General features: G+C 43.3%; 23 protein-coding genes. 12 read left to right on the top strand and 11 right to left on the bottom strand.

Annotated features, from left to right (window positions below):
* Positions 1 to 113 precede the first annotated feature (113 nt).
* Entirely contained in the window at positions 114 to 674 is a 561-nt protein-coding gene (locus tag GB993_RS08780; RefSeq protein ID WP_161003976.1) for a hypothetical protein, read from the top strand.
* A 120-nt stretch (positions 675 to 794) separates the two neighbouring features.
* On the opposite strand, the gene GB993_RS08775 is transcribed toward GB993_RS08780, so the two are convergent.
* Entirely contained in the window at positions 795 to 1,754 is a 960-nt protein-coding gene (locus GB993_RS08775; RefSeq protein ID WP_238331640.1) for an aldose epimerase family protein, read from the bottom strand.
* A 23-nt stretch (positions 1,755 to 1,777) separates the two neighbouring features.
* Between GB993_RS08775 and GB993_RS08770 the strand changes: the two genes are divergently transcribed.
* From GB993_RS08770 to GB993_RS08760, 3 genes are all read left to right on the top strand, one after another.
* Positions 1,778 to 2,485, top strand: coding sequence for an ROK family protein (locus GB993_RS08770; protein ID WP_161003974.1), 708 nt, complete (start codon positions 1,778 to 1,780; stop codon positions 2,483 to 2,485).
* Positions 2,486 to 2,631: 146 nt separating this feature from the next.
* Complete coding sequence (locus GB993_RS08765) at positions 2,632 to 3,261, top strand: sugar O-acetyltransferase (RefSeq protein ID WP_161003973.1); 630 nt, start codon at positions 2,632 to 2,634, stop codon at positions 3,259 to 3,261.
* Between the two features lie 263 nt (positions 3,262 to 3,524).
* The gene (locus tag GB993_RS08760) at positions 3,525 to 5,564 is read left to right on the top strand and encodes a heavy metal translocating P-type ATPase (protein WP_186337679.1); all 2,040 of its coding nucleotides are present in this window, start codon (positions 3,525 to 3,527) and stop codon (positions 5,562 to 5,564) included.
* Between the two features lie 140 nt (positions 5,565 to 5,704).
* On the opposite strand, the gene GB993_RS08755 is transcribed toward GB993_RS08760, so the two are convergent.
* The 7 genes from GB993_RS08755 to GB993_RS08725 form a co-directional block, all read right to left on the bottom strand.
* Positions 5,705 to 6,067 carry a GIY-YIG nuclease family protein gene (locus tag GB993_RS08755; RefSeq protein WP_161003972.1) on the bottom strand — a complete coding sequence of 121 codons (363 nt, stop codon included), beginning with the start codon at positions 6,065 to 6,067 and terminating at the stop codon, positions 5,705 to 5,707.
* 45 nt (positions 6,068 to 6,112) lie between these two features.
* Complete coding sequence (locus GB993_RS08750; RefSeq protein WP_161003971.1) at positions 6,113 to 8,344, bottom strand: AAA family ATPase; 2,232 nt, start codon at positions 8,342 to 8,344, stop codon at positions 6,113 to 6,115.
* 193 nt (positions 8,345 to 8,537) lie between these two features.
* Positions 8,538 to 8,981 (bottom strand): DUF6530 family protein, encoded by a 444-nt coding sequence (locus GB993_RS08745; RefSeq protein WP_161003970.1) that lies wholly within the window; start codon positions 8,979 to 8,981, stop codon positions 8,538 to 8,540.
* 32 nt (positions 8,982 to 9,013) lie between these two features.
* A complete protein-coding gene (locus GB993_RS08740; RefSeq protein WP_161003969.1) occupies positions 9,014 to 9,760 on the bottom strand; it encodes a DUF2087 domain-containing protein in 747 nt (248 codons plus the stop codon).
* 276 nt (positions 9,761 to 10,036) lie between these two features.
* A complete protein-coding gene (locus GB993_RS08735) occupies positions 10,037 to 10,447 on the bottom strand; it encodes a peptide deformylase (protein WP_161003968.1) in 411 nt (136 codons plus the stop codon).
* Positions 10,448 to 10,511: 64 nt separating this feature from the next.
* Complete coding sequence (locus GB993_RS08730) at positions 10,512 to 10,847, bottom strand: ArsR/SmtB family transcription factor (RefSeq protein ID WP_161001992.1); 336 nt, start codon at positions 10,845 to 10,847, stop codon at positions 10,512 to 10,514.
* A 158-nt stretch (positions 10,848 to 11,005) separates the two neighbouring features.
* Entirely contained in the window at positions 11,006 to 11,632 is a 627-nt protein-coding gene (locus GB993_RS08725) for a cation efflux transmembrane domain-containing protein (RefSeq protein ID WP_161003967.1), read from the bottom strand.
* Between the two features lie 455 nt (positions 11,633 to 12,087).
* On the opposite strand from GB993_RS08725, the gene GB993_RS08720 reads away from it, so the two are divergent.
* From GB993_RS08720 to GB993_RS08710, 3 genes are all read left to right on the top strand, one after another.
* Positions 12,088 to 13,545 (top strand): solute carrier family 23 protein, encoded by a 1,458-nt coding sequence (locus tag GB993_RS08720; protein ID WP_161003966.1) that lies wholly within the window; start codon positions 12,088 to 12,090, stop codon positions 13,543 to 13,545.
* A 61-nt stretch (positions 13,546 to 13,606) separates the two neighbouring features.
* Positions 13,607 to 13,822: a hypothetical protein gene (locus GB993_RS08715; RefSeq protein WP_161003965.1), complete on the top strand. Its 216-nt coding sequence runs from the start codon at positions 13,607 to 13,609 to the stop codon at positions 13,820 to 13,822.
* 395 nt (positions 13,823 to 14,217) lie between these two features.
* Positions 14,218 to 14,538 (top strand): DMT family transporter, encoded by a 321-nt coding sequence (locus GB993_RS08710; RefSeq protein WP_161003964.1) that lies wholly within the window; start codon positions 14,218 to 14,220, stop codon positions 14,536 to 14,538.
* A gap of 98 nt (positions 14,539 to 14,636) precedes the next feature.
* On the opposite strand, the gene GB993_RS08705 is transcribed toward GB993_RS08710, so the two are convergent.
* Positions 14,637 to 15,533, bottom strand: a complete 897-nt coding sequence (locus GB993_RS08705) for a helix-turn-helix transcriptional regulator (protein WP_161003963.1) — start codon at positions 15,531 to 15,533, stop codon at positions 14,637 to 14,639.
* A gap of 204 nt (positions 15,534 to 15,737) precedes the next feature.
* On the opposite strand from GB993_RS08705, the gene GB993_RS08700 reads away from it, so the two are divergent.
* From GB993_RS08700 to GB993_RS08685, 4 genes are all read left to right on the top strand, one after another.
* A complete protein-coding gene (locus GB993_RS08700) occupies positions 15,738 to 16,436 on the top strand; it encodes an SDR family NAD(P)-dependent oxidoreductase (protein WP_161003962.1) in 699 nt (232 codons plus the stop codon).
* A gap of 127 nt (positions 16,437 to 16,563) precedes the next feature.
* Positions 16,564 to 17,304: a hypothetical protein gene (locus GB993_RS08695; protein ID WP_161003961.1), complete on the top strand. Its 741-nt coding sequence runs from the start codon at positions 16,564 to 16,566 to the stop codon at positions 17,302 to 17,304.
* A gap of 210 nt (positions 17,305 to 17,514) precedes the next feature.
* Complete coding sequence (locus GB993_RS08690) at positions 17,515 to 18,681, top strand: LCP family glycopolymer transferase (protein ID WP_161003960.1); 1,167 nt, start codon at positions 17,515 to 17,517, stop codon at positions 18,679 to 18,681.
* A gap of 165 nt (positions 18,682 to 18,846) precedes the next feature.
* Entirely contained in the window at positions 18,847 to 19,200 is a 354-nt protein-coding gene (locus GB993_RS08685) for a helix-turn-helix domain-containing protein (protein WP_161003959.1), read from the top strand.
* A 99-nt stretch (positions 19,201 to 19,299) separates the two neighbouring features.
* On the opposite strand, the gene GB993_RS08680 is transcribed toward GB993_RS08685, so the two are convergent.
* Both GB993_RS08680 and GB993_RS08675 read right to left on the bottom strand, forming a co-directional pair.
* Positions 19,300 to 20,328, bottom strand: coding sequence for an NAD-dependent epimerase/dehydratase family protein (locus GB993_RS08680; protein ID WP_161003958.1), 1,029 nt, complete (start codon positions 20,326 to 20,328; stop codon positions 19,300 to 19,302).
* A gap of 42 nt (positions 20,329 to 20,370) precedes the next feature.
* On the bottom strand, positions 20,371 to 21,006 hold the full coding sequence (locus tag GB993_RS08675) for an NAD(P)-dependent oxidoreductase (protein ID WP_161003957.1): 636 nt from the start codon (positions 21,004 to 21,006) through the stop codon (positions 20,371 to 20,373).
* 198 nt (positions 21,007 to 21,204) lie between these two features.
* Here GB993_RS08675 and GB993_RS08670 point away from each other — a divergent pair, with 198 nt between their 5' ends.
* The gene (locus GB993_RS08670; RefSeq protein WP_161003956.1) at positions 21,205 to 21,630 is read left to right on the top strand and encodes a nucleoside-diphosphate kinase; all 426 of its coding nucleotides are present in this window, start codon (positions 21,205 to 21,207) and stop codon (positions 21,628 to 21,630) included.
* Positions 21,631 to 21,851: the final 221 nt, after the last annotated feature.

Genomic DNA, 21,851 nt, shown 5'->3' with positions numbered 1-21,851 from the left:
ATTTTTTTATAAAAGCCGTTTTTCTTGATATGGATCAATTTAATTATGCACAAATTATTTTAATAATAAGGGTGTTCTAGCAAACCATAATTATTATCGGAGGACGGATAAATATGTCAAAACATTATGAAGCAAAAATTGTGTCATTAAACGCGGAAAAGATAGGTTCCAATCCTCATGGAACTGCTCAATTTACTGAGGATGAAAGCACATTGACAATCAAAATTGAAATGTTTGATACACCCGCAAATACACAGCATTGGGAACATTTCCACGGTTTTCCAGAGGGCAAGGAAGCAACCATTGCGACAGCGGCACAGGATGCCAATGGTGATGGCTTTGTAGACTTACCTGAGACGGAACCAGTATCTGGGACAACAATGGTGCCGTTTGATGCTGCACCGGAAAAGATGGCAATTCCAAACGATACATATCCCGTATCAGATGGTGAGGGTCATTTCGTTTACGAAAAGACGGTTCCGCTTGACGAATTGCAACAGCAGTTTAAATCGGCGTTTGGAACGACTGATTTACAGCTAGACAAGCGGGTTGTTTATGTTCATGGTGTTCCTGAAAGCCTGGTCTTGCCTGAGACAGTGGCCGGCGTTGTTGGACCCTATGATGCGCATGTAACTTTGCCAATTGCGGTTGGCAAAATCGAAGCGATTGACTAATCAATTTTTCGATAAATAAATTGAATGTGGATGAAGAAACGCACACCGAATTTTTCCTGTAATAGGATGCTCGGTGTGCGTTTTGTATTCTGATGATTTAAATTGATTAAAACGCTAATCTTAGAAAGATAATTGATAAGTGATTTCGTGCGTCTGCGGTTTTCCGGGCGTCAGCATCACATCGCCAAACTGTGGGTGGTTCATGCTGTCTGGCAGTGCCTGAGCCTCCAGAGCAACGCCAAGATAAGGACTGCCATACCCGCCTGTTCGTTTGAAGTTCACGTTTTCATGAGTAAAACTATTGGCAGTAAAGACAACCAGTCCGTTCCTTGCTGAATGAAGAGTTACTGATCGGTGGGTTTTAGGATCTGTCAATGTCGCAATGACTTGGTCATTACGCGTTGGTTCTACTTTGTAGACATCATCTAGTCCACGTTCAGGGATTGACTGAAGACCATTGATTGCCGCCTTAAGTGGTGTTGGCTTTTCAAAATCGTAAGGCGTGTTGGTTAAATCTTCAAATTCACCAGTTGGGAGCTTTTCAGAGTTTAAAACTAATCGCTGAGTACTGTTGATTTGAAGAACATGTTCTTCAATCGAATTTTGATCACCAAGATTGAAATAGGTGTGAACAGTTGGATTGAACGGTGTAAATTGATCAGATTGACCAGTGAAGCTTATTTTGACACGGTTGTCATCCGTTAGTGCGTAATGAATTGTAACATCTGAATCGCCGGGGAAACCGTCGTCTTGTGAAGTGAACTTATGATGCATGGCAATGGTAGGGGTCGTGGCGGAGTAATCAAATTGGCCATCCCAAATGACTGTATTAAATCCATGAGGCCCTCCGTGCAAGTTGTTGTGCCCCTCATTGGTTGGTACTGTGACAGGCCGACCATTGATTGAAAATTGTCCTTTTGAGATTCGACCCGCCGTGCGTCCAATTGCCATGCAAACGTAGAATGGATTGGCTAGATAGTCTTCACTATGTGGGTAGTTTAAAATCAGATTGTGTGGCTGGTCTTCAGCATCAGGAACATTGATTTCATATAAAGTAGTACCCAGTGTTAAGACTGACAAAGTTACACCATGACTATTTGTGAGTGACAACTTTTGAACACGTTGTGCATGCACCGTTTATCGATATGAAGGATGAAAATATCGTTCGAAGTCTTACTGGTGAATTTCAAGTGCCTGTTATGATGGAAAACGAGGCTAATTTATCTGCTATTTACGAGCGTGACTTCAATGAAGCGGGCCTGTATCTAAATACAATCACTGTCAGCATCCATAAAGGGATTGGTGCCGGGATCATTATTGACAGTCAGCTTTATCGCGGTTTAAATGGTGAGGCCGGTGAAATTGGACGAAGCATTATGATGGATGCAAATGTAGGGATGTTAGACAATTTTCGTAAAGTGGAAGATTTCTGCTCTGAAGATGCCATTATTGGTTTTGCTCAGGGCGTTAAAGAGGATCCAAGCTTACAGCGAGATGACTTAGTGGATCTATTTCGTAGTGGCGATAATGATATTAAGAAAATTCTGGATGAATTTACGACTGCCATTGCCAAGATTATTTTCAACGTAGCCAGTGAGTTTGATCCAGAAGCAATCTTCATTAATTCACCGTTAATTGACGAATTACCGTCATTGCTTGAACAAATTCGTCAGAAATATCAACTAATTTCTCGGAATCGCACCCGCATTCGGCTAGCAAAGGATTCACAGCATGCAACATTACTTGGCGCATGTTCCCTTATTACGCATCGCGTTCTTAAAATGGATGATTATGCTCTAAAGTTTGTGTAAGGCTAGATTCATTTTTATTTTTTTAATGTGTCATTTTAAATTCGATTGATAAGAGGGCAATGATTCAGTGAATTTCTGAATGATTGTCCTTTTCTTTAAGCGTAAATGGTCAAAAGAAAAGTATGCAACGTGAAAGAAGAGAGATCATGGAAAAAGTTACGTGGCCGGAAGCTGGCAAAAGGATGCTAGCAGGCAAAGCTTTTCGACAGACAGATGAGTTATTGGGAATTAGGTTACAAACACGTCGAGAGGTGAAGTCGTTTAACGACACTGATCCTGCCAATTTGAAATCGCGAGAACAGATTATTCGTCATTTGTTTGGGAGTATTGGCAAAGACTTTTACATCGATTCACCGTTTCACTGTGACTATGGCGTCAATATAAATGCAGGCGACAATTTAAAGGTAAATATGGGCTGCACGTTTTTAGACTCTAATGTGATTAATATCGGTAATGATGTTTTAATTGCACCTAATGTTGGTTTGTATACGGCGGGTCACATCGTGGATCCAGAATTACGTAAAAAACCATCCGCGTTGCAATATGCTTTACCGATTAACATTGGCAATAACGTTTGGATAGGTGCACAGAGTATTGTGTTACCTGGTGTGACGGTCGGTGATAATACGATTATCGGTGCTGGTAGCGTTGTTACTCGCGATTTGCCGGCAAACGTTGTCGCAGTCGGGAATCCTTGCCATGTATTACGTCAGGTGAATGACGGAGACAAGCACGAGTTTTTAGGCCGGCCGTTTAGTGCAGCGATGGATGATTAAAATTTAATGATTTCGATGGTGAGGCCGGCTCTGCAATTGGGGTTGGCCTTTTGATGTCCTCGAATGGGATTAAAACAGAAAACTTACGATTTGTTAGTTTAAAAATGACGATGACCGTTTCTCGCTGGGCACCTTTGTTAGCGCAAATATCACGAACTGATTATAATTAAGCGTAAATAATTGGTGCATGGAAATGTTTTAGACTCAATCTTTGTGCTAAACGAGCACGTGATCGGTTGAATCGAAAGAGAGAAGGCAGCCGCATGAAAAATATGAATAAGGATAGTCATGCGTCAATGGATATGAATAATGACAGTGACCTGATGCAGCACGGCGGTGAGATGATGCATATGGGCAACATTACGCAAAAATTTTGGGTGTCATTAGTTGTCTCAATTCCGGTTGTAATTTTGTCACCCGTATTGTTGAATCGTTTCTATCCAGGACTCGCCTTTCCTGGATCAGAATGGTTACTGGTAATTCTAGCGTCGTTTATATATTTTTACGGTGGCGCACCATTCCTTCGTGGTGCACGTGCTGAACTAAAGGATCGTCATCCGGAAATGATGACATTGATTGCAATTGGGATTTCCGTTTCCTATTTCTACAGCATTTATGCGTTTATCATGAATACGTTTGTCGGTGACACAAACGTTATGGATTTCTTCTGGGAATTAGCCACACTGATTGACATTATGTTGTTGGGGCACGTCATTGAAATGAATGCCGTGATGTCTGCAGGTAACGCCTTGCAGAAAATGGCCGCACTGTTACCAAATGATGCAACACTAATGAATACTGACGGCACCACAAACGACGTGCCATTGTCAGAAGTTCAGGTTGGTCAAACAGTGCTAGTTAAGGCTGGCGAGAATATTCCGACTGATGGCACGATTGTCGATGGGCAAACGTCGGTTAATGAAGCGATGGTCACTGGTGAAGCGCGTGACGTCGCGAAAGACGTTGGCGACGAGGTTATTGGGGGCTCGACAAATGGCGCCGGCGTCATCCGAGTGAAGGTTACCGGGACTGGAGAGTCAGGATATCTGTCCCAAGTTATGCAATTGGTAAATAATGCGCAAAAAGAAAAGTCCAACGCTGAAGGTGTCGCTGATCGTGTCGCCGGGTGGCTTGTCTATGTGGCTGTTGGCGTTGCCATAACTGCATTTATCCTTTGGTGGATCGTCAACAAGAACTTTAATTTTGCGTTAGAACGAATGGTGACAATTCTGGTTATCGCCTGTCCGCACGCACTGGGTCTCGCTATTCCATTGGTTGTGGCGCGTTCCACATCTATTGGGGCTAAGAACGGATTATTGACGCGCAAACGGCAAGCGTTAGAGGATGCAAGGCGGCTAAACGTAGTGATGATGGATAAAACAGGTACGCTAACAGAAGGCAACTTCGCAGTTTCGGATGTTGAAAGCTTCACACCAGACTACGATGCCGACAGTGTTCTGGCTATTATGGGTGGTCTAGAAGCTGGCTCCTCACATCCGCTGTCGGTTGGTATTATTAAAGAACTCAATACCCGACACAAAGCGAGTGTCCCTATAGACAATATCAATAACTTGCCTGGAACGGGGATTGAAGGTGAGTATCAGGGCCATCATGTCGCAATTGTGAACGAACGCTTTGTGAATGAAAACAAGATCGATTATGATCAGAGCAAATTTAACGAACTGTCTTTGCAGGGGAACACGGTGAGTTTCTTGATCAGCGACAATCGTTTGTTAGTATGGGTTGCTCAAGGTGATCAATTGAAGGAAAGCTCAAAGGCCTTGATCGATGGCTTAAAGGCTCGCGGCATTCGTCCAGTTATGCTGACAGGTGATAACAAACAGGTTGCCGGACTGATTGCCAATCGTCTGGGAATTCCTGACGAGGACGTGCATGGTGAACTGAAGCCAGAAGATAAGGAAGGTATTGTCAAACAGTATCAGGATCAAGGATTAGTTGTTGCAATGGTTGGCGATGGTGTCAATGATGCACCGAGTCTGGTTCGCGCGGATATTGGCATTGCAATTGGCGCTGGCACAGACGTTGCCGTTGATTCTGCCGACATCGTGCTGGTTCGAAGCGATCCGTCCGATATCTTGAACTTTCTCGATTTAGCGCACAACACAACACGGAAGATGGTCCAAAACTTATGGTTCGGGGCCGGTTATAACATCTTCGCCATTCCGTTGGCCGCAGGGATTCTAGCATTTGTCGGCATAATTCTCAGCCCGGCCGTTGGTGCGTTGCTCATGGGGTTCAGTACAGTGGTCGTGGCGATCAATGCGCAAACGTTGAAAATTTAAGTTGCCTTGATCAAGTGGCGATTAGTGTTAGGAAACGGGATGGCAACCTCTATGATCAAGGAAAGTGGCACAATCACAAAAAGGTGAAATCTAACGCTACGTTTGGTAAACGTAATGTCAGATTTCACCTTTTTGTGTGATTACAATTCTTTCATGGGCTGGTTATATCCGTGGTCGCCAAATGGTTGTAATTTTGTCAGCCATTCTTTCTTAAGCTCTTTGAGTGTATACCGCATGTTTAACACGTCAGTGGCATTCTTTCGATACAATTCGCTAAACTCAAAGTTCTCTGCGCCATACTTTCGCCAGTCGGCTAACAAGTCTGGATTGGGAAAGCTACCATTGTTTAAATTTTGTTGGTAAAAGGACCACCGATTTTTGAGGTTGGGCACAGCGGCAATGTATATTTTACCGTTCGCTTTATTTTTCAGTTGAATCACACCATAATCGATTTCAATTTTCGCATATTGATCCAACAGTTCTTGTCTTCGTTTGGGATTCATGAGTTCCTCCTTTGTTCCTTTTTTCTGCTGGCCTCGGCATCACGATCATACGAACCTCATAACGACGTGCACCAAATTGGTGGCTAGTTTGTTAAGGTCTGTAAAATCGAGAAAGCGTTGGTTACCATAAATGCCTTTCAACGTCTCAGCGTCATCACCAAGGGCGGCGGAGAGCACGACAATGCCTTCGCGTTCAGCTTCATGAACGACATGTTGCAAATCATTCTTGGCTAAATCACCCGTATAGTTAGGCATGGCTTTTGGCTGACCATCGCTAAGGTTGATAAGCAGTTTTGTTTGCTCAGTTCGTGCGGCAAGTTTGTCCGCCAGAATTTTGAGGGTGCTGCCATCACGATTGTTATTCAACGCTTTGATGGTCGTCAAACGTAGCAGGGCGGTATCATAATCTTCGTCAAATTCTTTATAAGCATAGATGGAAGTGCGTTCACGTTCACTAACATCTGCCGTATCGCCATTAATGGTCAGCGGAATATTTAGATCTCGACAAAAGGCGGTGAGGGCAAAGATTGCTGTTTGTTCATGCTTGATGCGATCGTCCTCAACCATTGAAGCAGATTGATCAACACGAACGGCAATCGCCAGTGATGGGTCTTCGTCAGGAGTCCGCTTTTTTGTGAAGTAACCGAAATCTTGATTAACAACTTTACTAGCATCGAATTGTTGTCCAAACACTTTACCTTTAACGACATCGCTAGCGTGTTCGTTCTGTAGGATTTCACGCATCTGCTGCACTAGTTGATCAGTAATGAGATGGTTGGATTGCAGGCTTTTATTAGCAATCTTAACATCAGCGGGCGTGATCTTAGGGACATGAACAATGAGGCCTTCATGTGCATGAATAGTGTTTTGCAGGCTTTCACGGGCAGATTGATTCAACGCTTTTCGCGTTTGTTTGGCGGCTTCAGTATCTATTATTGGCATCGAAAGTGTTTCGCCTTCGTGAAAACTTTCCACTTGTTGCTCAGTACCAGTCGTACTGGTTACGTCGAGGCTAGTGTCACGCTTGGCATCTTCGGCTGTGACCTTATCGCCATCTGGTTGGACGTTATCATCTTCACTCTTAGTGTCTAGCGACTTTTCATTGTCTGGTGAGACAGTTTGTTTATCAGCTTCTGAATCTTGTTCGGGCTTATTCTGGTCCGCAACAGCAGACGTGGTCGGTTCACTGACCGACGGCTTAACGTCTTTTTGTGGTGTAACTGCAGGAATGGTCCGTTTGACTGCCGATTGGGTGACCAGACTGACGAGTTGATCCCAAAGACCGGCATCTATAATTGCCTGTTTCAATAGGTCAATCTCGAGTTCATCCGTCGTGACCTTATAGAGGACCATCTGATCAAACGATTTAAGAATATCCGTAAACGCAGCACTGGCGGACCAATAAAGGTAACTTCGCATTCCAGCGACACCGTGAATACCGTTTGCTTTTGCCGTTTCATCAAGTAAGCGAATAATGTTGGCCATCACGGTCAGCAATTTTTCGTTATGCAGACCGCTTTTTGCGGAAGCACGGGCAACCATGACCGGAATGGTTGGTAAGTCCATTTTTTCAGAATACTGCATCCGGTCCCGCAAAGATTCGTTTAGTGGTCGGTTACCTTGATAGTTTCGGTTAGTTGTTAACACCACGACCGTGTCAGGATGTCGTTGAATTCGACCTTGTAAGGTTTCCAACGTTCCGTTAGGTTCCAGAACCGAGTTCAATGCAACCAAGACAGACGCGTCACGAATGACGGTTGGTTCTTGGATTTCTAGCAAGTAACCGTTTTGAACGGCCTTAACGATTTCGGAAGGATAAAAACGATAGCTAACGGATTGATGGCTATCTTGATAGCGTTGTAGATAGGCCTTCGCGTCCTGCTCAGACAACTTCAAGTGGTCAGCCAAACGTGAAATAACTTCTGTTTGTGACTGACTCTCATCAAAGATGGTTTGTAGTTCGGAATCTTCGTCCAAAACAGGCAGCAGTGAACCGAGAATATCGGATTTATCCATGTCAGCAAAACAAGTAATCTTTGTGTAGGGCAGCTGTAAATCAGCGGAAAGGGCTTTGGCCAGTTGCGTTTTACCGGATCCGGCGTCACCTTCCAATAGTAAATTTGTAATGCGCATTTCCGGCATTTGCCAGGTGGCAGTAATGGTATTGGCAATACGCCGCTCTTGTTCACTAGTTACGTGAGAAGCCGGTTTCCGCCAGATCATCGCTTGTTCCACGGTGGAATAGTCGGTGCGCTGTTTTTGTAATGTGGTACTCATGGTTCTAACTCCTTATTTTTTGTGTTGTTTATTGCTCGCACCTTACCGAGCTCTGGCAACACTTTCGTAAACGTGCACCCAACTTCTGAATCCTGTGCATAAGCTGTAGGCCAAATCATTCGGAAAATCACCGACTGTTTCGTCCAACTTCTTATTGCTCGGATTCAACCTGAAGTTGTGCAACACTCTGCTCTTAATACCCCAATTTTTTCAATTCCCCAGCAAGTAGGCGGTAACGTTCACCGTACAACTCGCCGTCACTTTGTAGTTGGTCATAGAAAAATTGGATGTCGTGTGCAATGGTTTCGTTATTGGCATCAACATTGATTTCGAACCCGGTCCCTTGTAACGCATGCTTGATGATCGCAAGGTGATCCGGGTCGTAAAGATCGTCCATTTTGTAGGCGGCCTCCATAAAGTAGGCGTTGGTGCTGAGAATCAGTAGCGCTAAGTCTAAAATGCGCGTTGCGGGGATGGTTTGTACGTCATCCTGATTGAGTTGCACCATGAGTTCGCCAGTCGTAGGACGAGAACCAAGTTTGTCACCATAAGTTGCCGTATCAATAGCATGGGTGCCGGTACTACGGCCATCTGTTTGGTCAAACTTGGGGTTGATTGAAATTGATTTGTAAGTCATGTTAATTTCCTCGATTAATTTGAGCGGGAAAATCAGTCCTTGACAATCCAGTAACGTGAGCCATCTCGAGTACGATCCATAAAGCCGTATTCAATGAGATAGCGGCGCAATGTTACGGGGTCATCGCTGATTTTCTTTAAAATTGCAGTAATTTGTAACTCATCCCATTCACCATCAGCTGGCAAACTTTGTGTGATGCGGTCGAGAACGACCACGATTCGCTTTTGTTTACGTGGCAAACGCTTTAAAGTTAGCTGTCCATTTGTTTCGGATAAATATTCCGCGACAGTGTTCTGCCATTCAGCGTTGGTAATTGCGAATCGGTCATCCGGTCTGGCAACGTGACCAGGAATGGGAATGAGCGTGTCTGATTGATCATGATTAATTTCAAAGACGTTGTGGTACATAGCCAGATATTGCTTGGCTTGTTTGGCTTTCTCTCGAAACGTAAATTTTTGATGGCGAATCGTAGAAGCCGAAACATTCATGTCTCGTGCAATATCAGCATCTTTTTGACCAGTCGCAAACGCGGTTAGTAAGTCTTGTTGCTTCTCTGTTAATTGATTGTATTTTGAATCATCATGGATTAGTTGGTACGCATTTCCTTGATGAACGTTTTGAATGTGTTGCTCAATTGCCGCTGCAGCAGCAAAAAAATGATCATTAACTTGATAAACTTGGTCGGCTTCAAATTTGGCATCGCAGTAGTTACAGTAAAAAGTGTCTGCTTGACGATGCCAACCTTGTGCCAACTCTTGTTGCGAGTAATTTGAAAGCATATTATCACCTCAATCAATAAACGTATATTAAATGTGTTTACTGTATTCGTCAACACTTTTATTTTTTATTTATTGCAGTATTTGATTTTCGCCGGTTTTGAGTACGGATGTTAACGGTGCTTTGTCACTGATGATCATGGTATCAACGCTCTGTCGCTAAGTCGATTTAATACAAACACTTAGAGCCATTGTTGGCGAAATCAGTGATCAATATAAAATAGGATCAATATTCGAACATAATTGTCCGGATATTGATCCTATTTTGTAAGTTAGTCATTAAATTAAAATTCCGTCGCAATGATCGATTTCATGTTGAATAATCTGCGCAGTGAAATCGGAGAATGACGCCGTTTTTGTTTGCCAATCAGTTGTTTGGTAGCGGACGGTAATGTTGCGATAACGGGTTGTCGGCCGTTGACCTGATAAGGACAAACAGCCTTCGGTAGTCTGATAAACATTTTGTTTTTGAGTAATCACTGGATTAATCATCGGTACCAGCATTGGCCCGAGTTGGTAAGCAATGATGCGTTTTGTCTGCCCAATCATATTTGCCGCCATGCCAACACAATTGTCTTGGTGGGCCCGCAGCGTGTCGACAAGGTCAGCAACGATTTGTTGGTCAGCAGGTGTTGCTAGTCGGGAGACTTTTTTTAAACTATTGATGTTTTTATTGATGGGTTGAATCATAACGAACCTCTTTTAAATGACGAAGTAGAAGGCTGACAGCATTATTAGTCGTGACGACAGTGTGTCACTCATTGTGCTTTTTACCACGAACTACATGGTCCGCATGTTCAAGGGTCTCCGTGACGATGTCAAGAATGTGAGGATCGTCTAGCCGATAATAATTCGCCTTCCCAACACGTTTAGCTGTGACCAACTGGTGCTTTCGAAGCAGCGCAAGCTGATGCGAAACGACCGATTGTTCTAAGTTAAGCAACGTGCTCAAGTCATTAACGTTTAATTCCTGTTGTTCCAAGACGTATAAAATTTGCAAACGTGAGGGGTTGCTGAGCAATTTAAAGATACGCGTCGATTCACTTAAATGAAATGAATCGATCAAGTTCGGTTTGTTGGAGTTTGTCATAGCGATTCCTTTCATTTCATATGTTGAGTCTAGCATGTTGAGTTACTTGCGTAAACGTCTGAAGTCATTCAAAGGTACGACTTAAAAATGAAAATATTCAAATTGTGACAAACGCAATCGTCAAACCTGCCGTTTTGTTATTTTACAGAAGTTCTTTGTTAGTCCTTACCGCGACCTGTTTGGAAAGATTCCCAGCCTTCACTGGCGATAAAGTAAACCAGCACAAGTGCTGCCACAGAGTCGGCCCACCACCAACCGAATAGTGCGGTTAAAACACCGCCGACTAATACAGTAGCAGCCATATAAGCACAGGTGATATTGCACATACCATCTTCCACTAAGGCATCTGAATGAAGTGATTTACCTAACGTGCGTTTGCGTATAGTTAGAAATGGCATCAAGATAACGGACGCAATGGCGATCGCAATGCCGGAAAAGCTTTGGTCTGCGGCCTGGTGTGTGACTAAATTGAACAGTGAAACGCCAATGACATAGACAGATAATAGCAGGAGAACCGAGCCAACGATTAGTGAGGAGCGACGTTCAGCGTGATTAATTTCGCTCTGACTTGCGCCATTTGCTTCTTTACGTAAACGCCAAATCAGTGTGCTACCTGAAATAATTTCTAAAAAACTGTCCAATCCAAATGCAATTAATAATATTGAATGTGCCGTAATACCGGAATAAAGACCGACTAGGAATTCAAATGCCATCCAGCCGGTTGAAAAGTGCTCCGTGTGAATGCTTCGACGAACAAGCATGTTTGAATCAGCGTTATTTTGCATATTCTTTCTCCTCAATCGAGCAACGTATTGAACAACTTAATCTGAAGGCCAATAGAGTCGCTTTAAATATGTCATTTTATTCATATGTTGATAATAACATAACACTTTTGATTCGTAAACAACAATGTTAAGTCCTGAAAATGGTCAAACTACAAATTCGCCGAAAAGAATGAGGTAACGGCTGGATTAATTTTATTGGTATGGAAAAAACAAAGATGACAAAATTTTTTTGACATGAAGTGATGCAAAACACGAACTTTGTTGAAGATTTAAGCCGCAAATAAAACAGAATCCCTTTTCTTGCGTGAAACATTATAATTGGCTGTTAAAAGGACAAAAAGAGATTGCATTTTGATTTTGCAATGAGTACGATGTCTATATTGAATACGAACAAATCAAACAATAAACGGTTTAATAATTCGTATTTATAAAAATATTTATGATGGGGTGACATAGTGGAACGGTTATTCGGATTAAAAAAGGCAGGAACCACAGTCAGTACAGAAATTGGTGCAGGTTTGACAACGTTTTTCGCCATGTCATATATCCTGTTTGTTAACCCTCAGATTCTTGGACAAACTGGAATGCCTGTTCAAGCTGTGTTCTTGGCAACGATTATTGCTTCTGTTGCCGGAACATTAGTTATGGGACTTGTTGCAAACGTGCCTTATGCGCTAGCGCCAGGGATGGGGCTCAATGCTTTCTTCACGTATACCGTTGTTATGAGTTTAGGCTTCAAATGGCAGGCCGCGTTAGCGTTAGTTTTCTTCTGTGGCATCATTAATATTTTGATTACTGTGACCAAAATTCGGAAGATGTTGATTTCAGCAATTCCGATGAACCTACAATTGGCAATTAGCGGTGGGATTGGCGCCTTTATTGCTTATGCGGGTTTGAAAAACGCTGGTTTTTTAAAGTTCACTTCAGACGCTGGCAATATTTTATCGATTAACAATAAAGTATTTTCCGGAACACAAGAAACATTTCACCACGGCATTGAGACAGTTGTGACTGGGGGCGGCATCGTACCAGCATTACAAAACTTCAATAATGCCAGCATCGTATTAGCATTGATTGGCTTAGTCATTACAGTTTTATTGAAAGTTCGCAAAGTTCCAGGTGCTCTATTGATTGGTATCTTTGCAACAACGATTATCGGCATTCCAATGGGTGTCACCAACTTACACTTGTCTAGTGCCTTTACTTTTGGAGCGTCGGTCAAACAGTTAGGAACAACTTTCTTAGCAGCATTTTCGTCACAAGGAATGGGATCGTTATTTTCTGACAGTCACCGCATTATTTTAGTGTTAATGACCATTCTGTCGTTTAGCTTGTCTGATATTTTTGATTCACTGGGTACCTTTATTGGAACTGGCCGTCAAACCGGTATTTTCTCAGGTGAAGAAGAATTACGTTTGGAAGCCGAACCAGGTTTTAAGTCCAAACTGGATAAGGCATTGTTCGCTGATTCGATTGCAACGGGGGTTGGCTCACTGTTCGGTACATCTAACATTACGACGTACGTTGAAAGTTCAGCTGGAATTGGTGCTGGTGGTCGCACTGGTTTAACAAGTGTTGTCATTGCCATTCTCTTCTTGGCTAGTTCCGTTCTTTCTCCCTTACTGTCAATTATTCCTACAGCCGCAATTGCGCCATCACTGATTTTAGTTGGCATCATGATGATGAGTTCATTCAATAAGATTCCATGGGGCGATTTAGAAGAAGCAATTCCAGCTTTCATGACGTCATTGATGATGGCCTTTGCTTATAACATCACCTATGGGATTGCAGCAGGATTCATTTTCTATTGTTTGATTAAGACCGTAATGGGTAAGGCAAAGACGGTCCATCCATTGATCTGGATTGTGTCATTACTCTTTGTCATTAACTTCACGGTGTTGGCATTTATTTAACGGTTAAAAATTGCCTGAAGATAGATTAACAAAACATCTGAGTCAGTATGGAAGGTACGAAATGATCATTAAAAGCAGAAAGGTCGGCAATTCAATTACTTTGACCCTTCCCGAAGAATTAAATGTGCCAGAAAATGTCGAGTTTGAACCTATCGTAGATAGTAAAGGCAATGTTTTTCTAAAAAGAATTTCGGCGCTCAATGAAGAGAGGGTTCGAGATATTCATCAGTTTATGGATCAGTTCAAACCGTTGATGGACAAACTCAAGGATAAATAATGCAATGTTATTTAGTTTGGATGCTAAGAATTTCATAGATAATAATTAAGTCGTGAACGTTTATTGATAGAAGTTAATTGGAAATAAAGGAGCGTTTGATGTTTTTAGCATTTATTTTGTTTTCGTTGGTGTGACTGGAGTGACCATGTATATTTTCGCGAAGATTAAATGAATAATATTTTGGGAGTGTTCTTGATAGAAATAACGCGATTAGCCAGATCTCCTTTAGTCAGTTTGCCCAGTTACCGCAAACGTGCTATATTAAGCGTACAAATTTAATGAATTCAAACCACCGCCGGGTGGGCACAGAGTGCAATTACTGATTTCGACAGGCTATAGAGAAATCAGCAATCGCACTCTTTTTGTTTTCACGAGGAAATCAGGAGGATTTGAATATGGCATGGATTGAGTTAATGATTGCAGGAGTGTTTGAAGTTGTGTGGGCGACGGCGATGAAATTGAGCAACGGCTTGACCAAAATGAACTACACGGTGGCGACGGTAGTGGGGATGATCATCAGCTTCTTGTTGCTGGCACGGGCCACGAAGAGTTTGCCACTTAGTTTGGCCTATCCGATTTGGACAGGTGTTGGTGCTGTCGGTTCCATTATCGTTGGTGTTTTTTTCTTTGGGGATAAGATTCCATTAGCGACGTGGTTTTTCGTCGCACTACTGCTGATCGGCATTATTGGCATTAAAGTGACAGTGGGTGATTAGTTCATCGTTGATGAAAGAGATCGTTTTTGAATAAAAGCAAAAAAAGTGATGGTCACGTGAAGGACCATCACTTTCTTGTATGCAGCTTCGTCAGCAAATTATTCATTTGAAAGTTTTTCTAGTAGGGGACTTAACGATGCCTTGAAGCGTTGCAACTGTTGGGGATTGGTGTGATTCAAAATCCCCATGATTTTATCTAATGTATTATCTTCGAGAGAAGGTGTGAACACATACATGTGTAAGTCAGTGTTGTCACCGACGATGAAGTTTGTTTCATCAAAATGAACCTCTCCGGTATCTGGGAAGATCATTGTTTTACCGCGTTCAGCTTCAGGCACGATATCATGTTGCGTCCATAGTTGACTAAATATTGCGCTGTCATGACGAAGAGCGGCTACGAAAGCGGCTAAATCCTGGTCATCCGTTTGGCTAGCATACATTTGGCGGAAGCGGCCAACCATATTATGGGCAACAATTGGCCAGTTAGTAATTACCCGAGCAAACGCATCATCGGTAAACATTTCGCGCAATAGGTTTTCATGCACCAATGGGTGACCAACCACTTGAGTAGCAAACACATCTGCTAATTGATTAACGGCAACAAAATTCCACCGTCGATCAATAACGATAACGCCAGATAGCGGCCAACTGTCAATAGTACGTTGTAGCATTGGGTTAATGGTTTCGGTAAAGGGTGCAGTTGTATCTGGTTGAGCAACGCCAGCTAACGTATAAAGGTGGTTAGTTTCACTTTCCGTGAGTTTGAGCGCGTTAGCTAAACTGGCGACGACTTGATCTGAAATATGAATATCGCGTCCCTGTTCCAGCCATGTATACCACGTTAGGCTGATGCCGGCTAGTGCAGCAACTTCTTCCCGCCGTAATCCGGGTGTTCGACGGCGACCAATAGTGGGCAGACCAACCTGGTCGGGTTGCAAACGTTGCCGGCGCGTCACTAAGAAATCCGCCAGTTCCTGTTGCCTGGTTGTTGTCATCTCTCAAGCCTCCTTAGTTGTTAGTTTATATACTAGTATAAACTAACAGATTAAACTATTACACAGACTCGTTATAATTGCTTTTGTAAATGAGATGAATGGCGTGGGCCCGACGTGAATTTGAGCTTCATGAACTGAGTTAGTGCCGACATCAATTTTACCCAAGCATACAAATAATCGGCATCTTACACGGAGGTATAACAAATGAAACAGGCATTTGTCACAGGTGGTAACAAGGGATTGGGTTTTGAAATTGCTAAGCAATTAGGTGAACAAGGATGGCAGGTTATTATTGGGTCACGCGATGCAAAGCGTGGGCAAGAAGCTGTTGACCAATTACGTGCGGCGGGTTTAGAAGAACCACAATTCGTTGAGTTAGATCTCAGCAATACGCAAACAATTCAGGCAGCCGCTAAAACAATTACTGAAAATTATCATGAGTTACAGTTACTTGTTAACAACGCTGGTATTCCCGGCGACATGAGAGCCGCAGGCATTGAGACCTCGATGGCTGATGTACGAGAGACAATGGAAGTCAACTTTTTCGGAACGTTCGAATTAACCCAGGCACTGTTTCCACTGTTAAAACAAAACCACGGGCAAGTTGCCAACATCACGATTCCTACGACACCGAACAAATTGTTTAATCCGTTTGCCTATCAAACGAGTAAAGGCGCTCAAAATGTGATGACAACTTCCTTAGCCACTTCGTTTGAAACAACCGATACACCCGTTGAAATCTTCAGCGTCCATCCGGGACCGGTTTCCACTGACTTGAACGGCAACCTGCAGGCCGACTTTATGCAGACTGCCGAAGAAGCGGCCGCTGGCGTTGTCCGTTTGATTACGAGCGAAGAACCGAAGCAAGGGGCATTTTTGGAAGTTAAGCCTGCGATTGGGTAAGATTAACATCTTTTGGTCATTTCTCACCGTTTGACGAAGGTAGCGTAGACATTAATTTCACTAGACAGATGCTACGTCATCCCGTATTCTAGGGTTGTAATTGATACAACTCGGGGGAGGGGTTATTATGCAGCGTCAGCAACATCAAAGATCGAATTCAAAATGGTGGCTTATTGCACTGGTGGTGATTTTGGTCACAGTCGGTGGCTACTTTGTTGGCAAGGCGATGAATGGTGGTTCCGAGAACGGAAGTACTGCTAGTAATGCTTCCTCATCAACGAGTTCTACCAAACGCAGTGACTCAGAGGATGCGGCATCGTCCAACTCAACATCTGGACGCCACACATCAATGATGTCACGGCATTCGGGGATGATGAGTGACCACTCCAGTATGATGAATGATGATAGTTCATCCAGCAAAAATAATGACACCACGACTGCGGTCGGTCCGTACTCCGTTTCGACAGAATCGATGAATGCGGTGAGTTCGTTTCAATATCGTGGCGCGAACGTCCCGGCATCACTAGATTTGTCATTTAACAATCAGTCGGGTGCTGGGACTGCGACATTTACGTGGCGTGGCCCAGACGGCAGTCAACCTGCTGTTTACAACGTGATGTATGAAGAAATTCCGACGACGCCAATTCGTGTGTTCGGCGCTAGCAATAATGCCGTTCGGACAGTCAAGGTGAACACGCGTATTCATATCGAAGGATTGAAGTCGGGGGAAAGTAGCGAGATCGATACTGCTGGTGACCTTTATGCGTTTAAAAATCGCGATGGCGGTATTTCCATTGCGACACCAAACTATGCCGGCAATGTTGAACCGGATGAATATGATGTCATGCAGGAAATCGTGCACCGTTAATTAAATTTCTAAGTTCGTTTGCGCACCAACTGTTTAACCAGTTAGTGTGTTTTTGTTTGATTTTCGCGAGGCCCTTAATAAAAAGTTAAGAACTATCACTGAACTTAAAATTAGCGCAATAAAAACTTAACCGCCCCTAAATTCTGGGAAAATTGCGTACACTCATAAGCAGTTTAGTAACGGCACAATTTACTCAGGGGGGAACCATTTATGGACAGTGAATCACAAGACAACCGCATGAAGCGTCATCAATCGAAGCACCGCACACGAAACATCATTCTGGCAGTCGTTGCCGTGATTGCGCTCAGCGTGGGTGGGTACGGTTATCACGTGTTTAGTAGCGTGGAACGGTCAACAAGTAAAATGTACAGTGCATCGGGGATTAAGAAGAGCCGAAATGTGAGCCAGTTAATCAAGCAACAAAAACCGATTTCAATCTTGTTATTGGGCACAGACGTTGGCGCCCTAGGCCGTGATTCAAAAGTGTGGGCCGGTGGTCGCACGGATTCAATGATGTTGGTGACCATTAATCCCAAGACGCAAACGACGACCATGATGAGCATTCCACGTGATTCGCTGGCGGTGGTTAGCGGTCATGAGGATCAATTTCCAACGAAGATCAACGCCGCGTACTATTTTGGTCAAACGAAAAGCACGATTGCGACTGTGCAAAATATGTTTAACGTGCCAGTCGATTATTATGGCTTGCTGAATATGGGAGGCATGGAAAAACTGGTCAATGAAGTTGGTGGCGTCGACATTGTGCCACCACTGACATTCACGTATGAAAAACAACACTTTACTAAGGGCAAACAAATTCACGTGAACGGCTCGCAGGCCTTGAAGTTTACGCGGATGCGTTATCAGGATCCAGAAAGCGACTACGGTCGGACGTTGCGACAACGGATTGTCATTCAAGCACTGTTGAAAAAGGGGAGTAAGTTAAATAATCTGTTGAATGACCAATTTATTAATTCCTTGGCGAGTCAATCACGGACAGATTTATCCCTGAGTGACTTAATGGAATTAGCTAAATCGTACAAAACTGCCACCAAACACGTTGTTTCAGATCACGTTCAGGGTGTGAGTGATGACATTGCCGGGCAGAGTTTTGAAATCTTGCCTCAAACGGAAAAGCAGCGTGTCACAAACAAGTTACGTAAGGGACTTGAAATGAGCGCTGCTACAACGGGTCCGCGTTTTGGTGAAGAAGTACCAGCTGGCATGGAAGCCTATGTGCCTGCCGCCGATTTTGGCGAAACAGCAGATACAAAATCGACCTGGGGTCACGATACGAATACCTCAAGTCAGTATAATAAAGCCTATGATCGTGATAATACAGGTGACTTAAATCCAAATTACGATGCTAACAACTAATTACTAGACACGCTTCTATTTGTGTTTGACATGAGATTACGAACGTTCATAAACCTTGCTATCACGGGAATGCAACCGTTAGTTGCTGGCCATGCTCGGAGGTATATCGTGCATCTTTTTCGTTAACCATTCACAATATAGTTAACGAAAGGGGGAGCGATTATTATGATGCTGGGGCAGCGAATTAAAGAGGAACGGGAACGGCGTGATTGGACTCAAACGCAGTTAGCAGATACATTGCATGTTAGTCGTCAGGCCATCTCTAAATGGGAGTTAGGAACCGCGTATCCGGATATCGAACGGTTAATTCAGATTAGCGATTTGTTTAGTGTTAGCTTGGACAGCTTAATTAAAGGGGATACGACCTTTCAAGAAAAAATCGTTGTAACGGATAAACATCATCAAAGAAGCTTTTGGGATTTCGTGGCTCACTACTGGTGGATGATTTTCCCAATTGGCGGGTTTCTATACTGGTTTGTTCCTGCCATTATTCATGGGATTGTTATTGCACTTCGATAAGGTAAATAAATATGATAAAAGAAAACCAACTTCCTCTTTATTTTTGAGAAAGTTGGTTTTCTTTTTGACGTATAAATGAATTCGTCCATTTATTTTTCGTTAATCCACCAAATGTAGAGTCACCATGCGGTCCGCAGAATCTGTGATGGTGGTATGCGGATTGCGTGGACGCCAACCGAGATCATTTTCTGCCTTGGCAGACGTGTAGTGAAATTTACGGCCGAGTAAACCAACAAAGACAGCTACATTAGCGTTGAAACGGGCAATTGCTGACAGCACCCAATTGGGAATCGTCAATGTGTGGATCTTTTTACCATGGTCGCCGAGATGTTCTTTTAGGGTTTCAGCAATGTCATGCATGGACATACTGCCAGCGGCGGCTAAATACCGTTGCCCACCGGATTTATCGCTCTTCATAGCGAGAATTTCAAGGTCAACAAGATCGCGAACATCCACGATATCAAAGTTGATTTTGAGTGCGCCAGGGACATGTCCCTTGATCATTTGTTCAATTAAAATTTGGGAACTGTCATTTTGTGGCATGAGGACGGGACCAAAAACGGCCGTTGGTAACACGGTAGATAATTTCATGTCACCGTTGTAATTCTCCATCCAAGCCCAGGCAGCTTTTTCAGCAATGGCCTTTGAACGCTGATAAGGGTTTTGAACAGGGTCATTTGGCTGAGTCCAAACGGTTTCATCGGAGTCTGCTCTACTATCGTCTGATGGTTTGGCAGCAGCGGCTGCAGAAGTAATGACAACATGTTTGACATTAGCAGCGGCGGCAAAACGAAGTACACGTTCGTCACCTTCACGTTGTGGTTTCAAGAAGGTTTCGATATCCGCGGAGTCATCTGTATGCATGGGGGAAGCCACGTGCAGCACGCGGTCAACGCCAGCCATGGCCTCAGTCCAGCCAGCGTCACTGGTCAAATCTGCTTGAACGAACGTTAACCGCTCACCAGGGTCAACCTGGCTGGCGACTGCGTCACGCACCATGTTGACTTTCTTTAAGTTACGAATTGTTGTTTTAACATTATAGCCTTGTTCTAGCAAACGAACGATGGCCCATGCACCGACAAATCCTGTGCCGCCAGTGACTAAAATAGTTTCCGGTTGTGTTGACATAATTATCCTTCTTTCAGTGAATCATCAAATTTATTATGAAAATTAGTTTGCGACAGCGGCCAGCATATTTAAATGTTTGGGCCGTTCCACTTCGTCCATCAAGGCAACGGCAAGGTCAGCGTATGAAATCACTGATTTACCTGCTGCATTATTGAGTACTACGTCACTGCCAATTTGATAATGGCCAGTTCGTGGGCCACTCGCTTCATAATTAACTGCTGGTGCAATGAAAGTCCAGTCAAAACCAACAGCATTTTCTTTCATTGTGAGATATGCACGTTCTAGGACAAGAGAACCAGAACGTAAACCGGCTGTGCGCATCCATAACGTGTCGTAAAGTTTTTTAGTGCGCTTTTCATCGGTATAAAGGTAGCTAGCAGCCCCAACCAATAAAATCCGTTTGTGCGAATTCTTTAGAATTTCAAGGTAGTGTTTTACGATATCCACGTGAGCCTCACGGGTTTCGCCAGCAACGTTACCAAACGCGCTGATGATCACGTCAAATGGTGCCAAATCTTCAGCAGTAATACTGAAAGCATCTCGCTGAATAATTGGGACGTTAGCAGACAGCTTTTCGGGTGAACGAACGATTGCCGTTACATCTAGATGCCGTAATAGCGCTTCATTTAAAATCATGTTACCAGACTTGCCAGTGGCGCCGATAATTGCTAATTTCATTTTGACCCCCTCCACTTTGTTTAAGAAGATGACAGTAATTGTTTTGATTGTGGAATAAATAATAACATCATTCAAATACAAAATAAACAAAAAAACGTTAAAACTGTCTAAAAAAATATTTTTTAATTCTTATTGGGTTTGTTCATGAAGTGAAATATACTGGATTTGTACATAAAAATGCGAAGGGCGATGAGTGTGATGGCAGAAGAACGAACATTGATCCTAGTTAAACCAGATGGTGTAGCAAACGGACATATCGGGGATGTTATCGACCGATTGGAGCGTAAGCAATATCAGATTAGCGCATTAAAAGTGTTCCAGAAGGCAACTGATGCGCAATTGCGGGCGCATTATTCAGACAAGGTCGACAAACCTTACTTTTCTGAGATTACTGATTATATGCAGTCTGGTCCGATTGTCGCAATCGTAGCGACTGGCACGCATATTGTTGATGCTTTCCACCAAATGGCTGGTAAGACGAATCCCGATGAAGCGGAACTAGGAACCATTCGTGGTGACTATGGTCGCGCTTGGGAAGACGGTGCCATTCGTAATGTCGTTCACAGCTCTGACAGTCCTGCGGCAGCTGAACGTGAAATCAAAATTTGGTTTCCGGAACTGTAGTTGTCGGTGTGTAGAAGTTGTTTAACTTGAATTCTGATTAATAAAGAGAGACAAATGATTCAAATGCTCGGCGAATCATTTGTCTTTTTTACTGTGAAAAACTGCTACTGTTTTAATTTATTAGGTAGATTGCAAATTTGATCCGAATTTTTTGACAAATTAGTCAGCATCACTTGGTAAGGTGTTTGCCAGTTAAGTACTTTAAGGGGGCGTTGGTTAAT

This window comes from Furfurilactobacillus milii (genome assembly GCF_009864005.1).
Taxonomy (GTDB): domain Bacteria; phylum Bacillota; class Bacilli; order Lactobacillales; family Lactobacillaceae; genus Furfurilactobacillus; species Furfurilactobacillus rossiae_B.
The sequence above is the reverse complement of the archived record's forward strand: the minus strand, read 5'-3'. Positions and strand labels throughout refer to the sequence as shown.